Annotated in this window: 6 protein-coding genes; all 6 read right to left on the reverse strand. The window is 74.1% G+C overall.

Features of this window, described 5'->3' with window-relative positions:
• Positions 1-27 precede the first annotated feature (27 nt).
• The 6 genes from DMH08_RS03835 to DMH08_RS03860 are packed head-to-tail and all read right to left on the reverse strand — an operon-like array spanning position 28 to position 6,397.
• Positions 28-1,515: an NADH-quinone oxidoreductase subunit N gene (locus DMH08_RS03835; RefSeq protein ID WP_125611730.1), complete on the reverse strand. Its 1,488-nt coding sequence runs from the start codon at positions 1,513-1,515 to the stop codon at positions 28-30.
• A complete protein-coding gene (locus DMH08_RS03840; RefSeq protein WP_325052906.1) occupies positions 1,515-3,017 on the reverse strand; it encodes a complex I subunit 4 family protein in 1,503 nt (500 codons plus the stop codon). Before DMH08_RS03840 ends, DMH08_RS03835 begins: the two co-directional genes overlap by 1 nt.
• Positions 3,014-4,990, reverse strand: a complete 1,977-nt coding sequence (locus DMH08_RS03845; protein WP_125611732.1) for an NADH-quinone oxidoreductase subunit 5 family protein — start codon at positions 4,988-4,990, stop codon at positions 3,014-3,016. The genes DMH08_RS03840 and DMH08_RS03845 overlap by 4 nt, the downstream gene beginning before the upstream one ends.
• Positions 4,987-5,364, reverse strand: a complete 378-nt coding sequence (nuoK, locus tag DMH08_RS03850; protein ID WP_026404257.1) for an NADH-quinone oxidoreductase subunit NuoK — start codon at positions 5,362-5,364, stop codon at positions 4,987-4,989. The genes DMH08_RS03845 and nuoK overlap by 4 nt, the downstream gene beginning before the upstream one ends.
• Positions 5,364-5,945: an NADH-quinone oxidoreductase subunit J family protein gene (locus DMH08_RS03855; protein ID WP_125611734.1), complete on the reverse strand. Its 582-nt coding sequence runs from the start codon at positions 5,943-5,945 to the stop codon at positions 5,364-5,366. The genes nuoK and DMH08_RS03855 overlap by 1 nt, the downstream gene beginning before the upstream one ends.
• Positions 5,942-6,397: a 4Fe-4S binding protein gene (locus tag DMH08_RS03860; RefSeq protein ID WP_233617380.1), complete on the reverse strand. Its 456-nt coding sequence runs from the start codon at positions 6,395-6,397 to the stop codon at positions 5,942-5,944. The genes DMH08_RS03855 and DMH08_RS03860 overlap by 4 nt, the downstream gene beginning before the upstream one ends.
• Between the last annotated feature and the right edge of the window lie 303 nt (positions 6,398-6,700).

Below are 6,700 nucleotides of genomic sequence, written 5' to 3' on the forward strand. Positions count from 1 at the left end.
ACGGGGTGACCTGGCTGAACGTTCCCGTCAGCTCGCCGCGGCCACCGTCTGCAGGATGACCTGCGGCGCGACGGACAGGACGATCGCGCCCGCGGCGGTCGCGGCGACGGCGAAGCGAACGGGCAGGCCGGGGGCGGTTTCGGCGGCCGGGCCGGTGGGCGCGGCGAACAGGCGGGCGGCCCAGAGCAGGTAGTAGTAGAGCCCGACGACGGTGTTGACCGCCATGACGACGGCGAGCCAGACGACGTCGCCGGCGACGACGCCGCGGAACACGACGACCTTCGCGAACAGTCCCATGACGCCCGGGGGGAGCCCGGCGAGGCAGATGAGGAAGAAGGCGAGGGCGGCGGCGGTGGCGGGGGCGCGGCGGGCGAGCCCGCGGAAGTCGTCCAGGGTGTCGATCGGCTGGGCGCGTTCGTCGGTGCGGCGGCGGAAGCCGGTGACGACGGCGAACGCGCCGAGGTTCATGACGGCGTAGAACGCTACGTAGGCGGTGGTCGCGGCGACGGCCTCGGGCAGGTGGTCGGTGCCGACGGCGAGCGGCGCCAGCATGTACCCGGACTGCGCGACCGACGACCAGGCCAGCAGCCGGACGGCGGTGCGCTGGCGGAGCGCGACCAGGTTGCCGAGCGTCATGGTGGCGGCGGCGAGGACGGCGACGAGGGGCCCCCACACGTGCGCGTAGGCGGGGAGGCCGAGGGACAGGACGATCGCGAGCCCGGCGAACCCGGCGGCCTTCGACACGACGGACAGGAACGCGGCGACGGGGAGGGGCGCGCCCTGGTAGACGTCCGGGGCCCAGAAGTGGAACGGGACGGCCGCGACCTTGAACCCGAAGCCGGCGAGGAGGAGCACGATGCCGGCGGCGGCGACCGCGTCGAGTTCGGCGGGGAGTCCGGCGAGGGCGGGGGCGATGCGGTCGAGGTGCATGGCGCCGGTCGCGCCGTACAGGAGGCTGACCCCGAACAGCATGATCGCGGCGGAGACGACGGAGACGAGGAAGAGCTTGAGGGCGGCCTCGGAGGCGGTGCCGTCGTAGCGGCGCAGCCCGACGAGCGCGAACACCGGCAGCGAGAGGGTCTCGAGCGCGACGACCAGCAGGATCAGGTCGCGGGCGGCGACGAGGGCGAGGGCGCCGACGACGGCCGCGAGGAGGAGGAAGTGGTACTCCCCCGCCGGGACCTTCGCGTCGGCGATCTGCTGCACGGACAGCAGGACGACGACCAGGGCGCCGAGGAGGACGATCCCCTGGAAGGCGAGCGTGAAGTCGTCGGCGACGTACGAGCAGGACGCGGGCCCGTCGCCGCGGAGGCCGTCCGGCAGGCAGAAGGTGGCGCGGCAGTCGCCGGGGCCGAGCGCGAGGACGGCGGCGAACGCGGCGGCGAGCGCCCCGCCGGACAGCGCCCCGAGGGCGCGCCGGGGCAGGCCGAACGCGTCGCCGAGCAGCAGGCCGACGGCGGCGACCGCGACGATCAGCGGCGGGGCGACGGCCGCGTAGTCGATGCTCTGGATCATCAGCCGCCTCCGAGCAGGGCCCGCACGGGGGCGGTCGTCACGTCCAGCAGGGTCTTCGGCCACAGCCCGATGAGCAGCGTCAGCGCGACCAGCGGGATCCAGGCGGCGTACTCCTGGACGGTGACGGCGGGGGCGCGCGGCGGCGCGGCGGGGTCCGGGCGGCCGTGGGTGATCGTGGAGAGCATGCGCAGGAAGTAGGCGGCGGTGAGGACGGCGCCGAGCGCGGCGACCGCCAGGAAGATCAGGAACGCGGTGCGGGGCAGGTCGGGGGCGGGCCGGTAGGCGCCGATGAGGGCCATCAGCTCGCCCCAGAACCCGGCGAGCCCGGGCAGGCCGAGGGACGCGACGGACGCGAAGGTCAGGACGGACGCGAGCCGCGGGGCGGTCGCGAGCATCCCGCCGCCCAGGGCGTCCAGGTCGTAGGTCCCCCAGCGCTCCTTGACGGCGCCGGCGAGGAAGAACAGCAGGCCGGTGACGAGGCCGTGCGCGATGTTGCCGAACAGCGCCGCGTTCACGCCGACGGGCGTCAGCGTCGCGATGCCGAGCAGCACGAAGCCCATGTGCCCGACCGACGAGTACGCGATCATCCGTTTGAGGTCGCGCTGGCCGAGGCAGGCGAGGGCGCCGTAGACGATGCCGATCACGGCGAGGAGCGCGAGCCACGGCGCCCAGAACGCGGCGCCGTCCGGGGCGAGCGGGACGGCGACGCGGACGAGCCCGTAGGTGCCAATCTTCAGCAGGACCCCGGCGAGCAGGACGGACCCGACGGTGGGGGCCTCGGTGTGCGCGTCGGGCAGCCAGGTGTGCAGCGGCCACATCGGCGCCTTTACGGCGAACCCGAGGCCCATCAGCGCGAACGCGGTCACCTGCATGCCGTGGGTGAGGCCGGCGCCGTGCCGGGCGGCGAGCTCGGTCATGTCGAGCGTCCCGGCGTCGACGGCGACCAGCAGCATCCCGGCGAGGAGCAGCCCGGAGCCGAGGAGGGTGTAGAGGACGAACTTGTACGCGGCGGCGCGGCGTCCGGGCCCGCCCCACAGCATGATCACCGCGTACATCGGGATCAGCACGACCTCGAAGAACACGAAGAACAGGACGAGGTCGAGGGAGGTGAAGGTGCCGAGGAGCCCGACCTCCAGGACGAGCAGCAGCGCGGTCAGCAGCCGCACGTCGCCGCCGTCCGGGACGTGCCGGAGGAGGTGCAGGAAGCACAGGAAGGTGAGCAGGGCGGTGAGGGCGACGAGCGGGAGGGAGATCCCGTCGACGCCGAGGTGGAAGCGGAGGCCGATCGCGGGGGCCCATTCCCGGTCGACGCCGAGCTGGACGGCGGACGGGTCCGCGTAGTCGAACGCGTTGAGCGCGGCGACGGCGACGAGGAGCGTCGCGCCGGACGCGAACGCCCCGAACCGGCGGACGGCGAGGCCCGTGGACAGGAACCGGTCGCGCGGGAGGAGCAGCGCGAGCGCCCCGGCGAGCGGGATCGCCATCATCACGACGAAGATCACTGGAAGATCACCACCACGGCCGCGATGACGACGACGCCCGCGAGCAGGCCCGTCAGGTACGTCTGCGGGTTGCCGTTCTGCGGGACGCGCAGGGGCCCGGCGATCCGGCGCGCGGACCGTCCGGTCGCGACGACGGCGGCGTCGACGCCGCGGGCGTCCGCCGCGACGACGGCGCGGGCGAGCGCGCGGGCGGGACGCACGATCGCCGCCGCGTACAGTTCGTCCACGTAGAAGGCGCGCGCGAAGACCGGACGGACGCGCCCGAGCGCGCGCGCGGGATCGAGCGCGGGGTCGCGGTTCCAGACGAGGAACGCGGCCCCCGCGCCGAGCGCCGTCAGGACGGTCCCGAGCAGCGCGGAGCCGAGGTGCGGCCGCAGTTCCGCCGCGCCGAGCCCGAAGAACCCGAGGGCCGCGGCCGGGACGGCGAGCGCCGCGACCGTCCACGACATGATCGTCGAGGGCTCGCGGGCGTCGTGCGTCCCGCGCGGCTCCCCGAAGAACGTCATCAGCCAGGCCCGCGCCGCGTAGGCGGCGGTCAGCGCGACGGTGAGGAGAAGGCCCAGGTAGACGACCCAGGCGACGCCGGTGGGGATGGTCTGGACGGGGACCGGGACGCCTCCGGTTACGAGGATGCCCGTGACGCCGGGGTCCAGAGGGAGCAGGCCGCCGTCCCGGAGGGCATCGGCGTTCCGTGCGCCGTTGTACAGCTCGCCGCCGTGGAGGGCGGAGTGCTGGGCGGCCTCGATGACCGAGTCCTTGCTGAACCAGCCGGACAGGGGCGGGACGCCCGCGAGCGCGGCGAACCCGACCGTCATCGACCAGAACGTGATCGGCATGCCGTGCCGGAGGCCGCCGTAGCGGGCGAGCATGTTCGTGCCGGTCGTGACGATGACGCACCCGGCGGCGAGGAACAGCAGCGCCTTGAACGCGCCGTGCGACAGCAGGTGGAAGACCGCGGGGGTCGGCGCGCCGACGGCGAGGCCCGCCGCCATCACGCCGAGCTGGCTGATCGTGGAGTACGCGAGGACGCGCTTGAGGTCGTCCTGCGCGAGGGCCGCGAGCGCCGCGCCGACCATCGACACGACGGCGAGGACGCCGAGGACGGCCAGGGCCGCCGGGGCCGCCGCGAACACGCCGAACAGCCGCGCGACGACGTAGACGCCCGCCGCGACCATCGTCGCGGCGTGGATCAGCGCGCTGACCGGCGTCGGACCCGCCATGGCGTCAGGCAGCCAGGTGTGCAGCGGGAACTGGGCGCTCTTGCCGACGACGCCCGCGAGCAGCAGCAGCGCGGCGGCGGTGGCGGTCGTGTCCGGGAGCGCGGCGGCGTGCCGCAGGACGTCGGCCGTCGCGAACGACCCGGCGCCGACGCCCAGGACGATGATGCCGACGAGGAACCCCGCGTCGCCGAGCCGGGTCGTCAGGAACGCCTTCACGGCCGCCCGCGAGTACTCCCGCTCCTCCCAGTGGTGGCCGATCAGGAAGTACGAGCAGACGCCCATGACCTCCCACCCAACGTACAGGACGATCAGGTCGGCGGCGAGGACGACGAGCAGCATCGCCGACGTGAACAGCGACACGAAGGCGGCGTACGAGGAGTAGCGGCGGTCGCCGTCGAGGTAGACGACCGAGTACACCTGGACGGCGAGCGCGACGCAGCACACCATCAGCGCGACGACGGCCGACAGTCCGTCGACCTGCAGCGCGACCCGGATCGGGACGGTGCCGGTGTCGACGACGGTGAGCCCGCCCGTCCGGGGCCCGGGGTCGCGCCAGACGGTGCCCGCGACGACCGCCGCGAGGACGAGCGACGCCGCCGCCGGGACGCACGCGATCAGCGCGGGGCCGTTGCGGAGGGGCGAGCGCGGGGGCGTGCCGCCGCGCAGCGCGCGGGTGAGGCGGGGGCCGAGCAGGAACCCGGCGAGGGCGGCGGCGAACGGGAGGAGGACGGTCAGGGACGCGAGGACGATCACCGTGCGGCCTCCCCGTCCCGGACGGCGCCGTCCTCCCGCGCGGGACGGCCCGGGCGTTCGTCCGTCCGGTCCTCGGCGAGGTCGCGGAGGCGGTCGACGTCGATCATGCGGCGGTTCCGGTAGACGAGCAGGACGATCGCGAGCCCGATGCCGATCTCCGCCGCCGCGATCACGATCGTGAACAGGGTGAGGACCTGGCCGCCGTGCAGCCGGTCCCGGAGCCAGATGTCGAACGTGACGAGGTTCAGGTTCACGGCGTTCAGCATCAGCTCGACCGACATCAGGACGAGGATCGCGTTCCGCCGCGCCAGCACCCCGTACACGCCGATCGAGAACAGGAGGGCCGCGACGACCGTGGGGTAGGCGAGGTGCATCAGCGCTCGCCCTCCCGGCCGGTCTCCGGCCCGCCGTCCGGGGCGCCGTCCAGGTCGGGCTTCGCCGGGCGGTCGGGCTTCGGGCGGATGTCCGTGCGCGACAGGACGATCGCGCCGACGAGCGACGCGAGCAGCAGCACCGACAGCACCTCGAACGGCAGCACCCACGTGCGGAACACCGCCGAGCCGAGTTCCTCGGCCGAGCCGCCGCCCGCGCGCAGCGGCATCCGCTCGTCGCCGAAGCCCATCACGAGGACGGTGACCAGGACGGCGGCGGTCGCGGCGGCGACGGCGGCGGCGACCCACCGGTTCGGGGAGTCGAGGTCGGCGGACTCGCCGATCGGCGCGCGGGTCAGCATGATCCCGAACAGCAGCAGCACGACGATCGCGCCGGCGTAGATCAGCACCTGCACCCACGCGACGAACTCCGCCGTCAGCACCAGGTAGCCGCCCGCGAGCGCGCCGAACGACACGACCAGCCACAGCGCCGCGTGGACGAGCCGGCGCGTCGTCACCACGAGCAGCGCGGAGCCCACGGCGACCACGCCGAGCAGCGCGAAGACGACCTCCTGGCCGGTCACCGCGCGTCCCCGGGGGGCCCGCCGGAGGCGCGGGCGGCGCGGGCGGCGGCCTTCTCCGCCGCGGCCAGCTCCTTCGGGTCCTCGGCGCCCGGGTCGGGGGCCTGCGGCGGCGGGACCGTCCACATCCACTCCCGCAGCCGCTCCTTCTCGTGCGTCAGCTCGGCGATGTCGTACTCGGCGTACTCGAACTCCGGCGACCAGAACAGCGCGTCGAACGGGCACACCTCGACGCAGATGCCGCAGTACATGCACAGCGCGAAGTCGATGGCGAACCGGTCGAGGACGTTCCGTGTGCGCGCGCGCCCGCCGCCCTCGGCCGGGAGGGTCTCCTTGTGGGAGTCGATGTAGATGCACCAGTCCGGGCATTCACGGGCGCACAGCATGCAGACCGTGCAGTTCTCCTCGAACAGTGCGATGACACCCCGGCTGCGCGGTGGCAGATCGGGCTGCACTTCCGGATACTGGCGCGTGATGGAACGCCGCGTCATCGTCCGCAACGTGACGGCCAGCCCCTTGGCCAGCCCGCCTCCTGGTAGCCGTCCCACCGCCCCATGATTGCGCACTGAGGGGCGCGGGGGAACGCGACGGCCGCCGCGTTCGTCGTACGAGACGTGGGACCGCCGGTCCGTACCGCGATCGGCCTGCGGCGAGGAGGTCAGGTGAGCCACGCGAACGGCCCCGAGAAAGCAGGACCCGGCCGGCCCGGGGACGCACCGCACGTGCCGCCGCGCGCCCCTCAGTGCGCAATCATGGGG

The sequence above is a fragment of the Actinomadura sp. WAC 06369 genome, assembly GCF_003947565.1.
In the GTDB taxonomy this organism is placed as follows: Bacteria; Actinomycetota; Actinomycetes; order Streptosporangiales; family Streptosporangiaceae; genus Spirillospora; species Spirillospora rifamycini.